Source organism: Arthrobacter sp. B0490 (assembly GCF_002929355.1).
Lineage (GTDB): Bacteria > Actinomycetota > Actinomycetes > Actinomycetales > Micrococcaceae > Arthrobacter_D.
Map to the genome: position 1 here is coordinate 1 of NZ_PJIR01000191.1, position 508 is coordinate 508.

The window sequence follows — 508 nt, forward strand, 5'->3', positions numbered from 1 at the left end:
CAGCGGACAGGTCGTAGCGCTCCGAGGCGAAGAACAGATTGTTGAACAACGTCTCGGCTGCATCCTTGGTTGGCGGCTCGCCAGGACGCATCATGCGATAGATCTCGACCAGCGCTTCAAGCTGGTTGGTGGTCGAGTCGATCTTCAGCGTATCGGAAATGAACGGACCGCAGTCGATATCGTTGGTGTACAGGGTCTCGAAACGAACGACCTGAGCCTTGACGATCTTCGCCATGGCATCAACCGTCAGCTCGGTGTTGCACTCCGCGATGATTTCGCCGGTGGCCGGATGCACGATCGCCTTGGCGACGGTACGACCCAGGACGTAGTCCATCGGCATCTCGAGTTCTTTGATGCCGGACTTGTCGAGCTGGTTGATGTGGCGAGCGGTGATGCGACGGCCCTGCTCGACGATGACCTTGCCGCTGTCATCCTTGATGTCGAAAGTAGCGATCTCGCCGCGCAGACGCTGCGGTACCAGCTCCAGCGCCAGGGTTTCGCCTTTGAT

The 508-nt window shown here is 58.9% G+C and carries 1 pseudogene; it reads right to left on the reverse strand.

Annotation, left to right across the window (positions count from 1 at the left end):
- Window positions 1-508, reverse strand: a pseudogene (rpoB, locus tag CXQ97_RS21375) (DNA-directed RNA polymerase subunit beta); the annotation flags it as partial.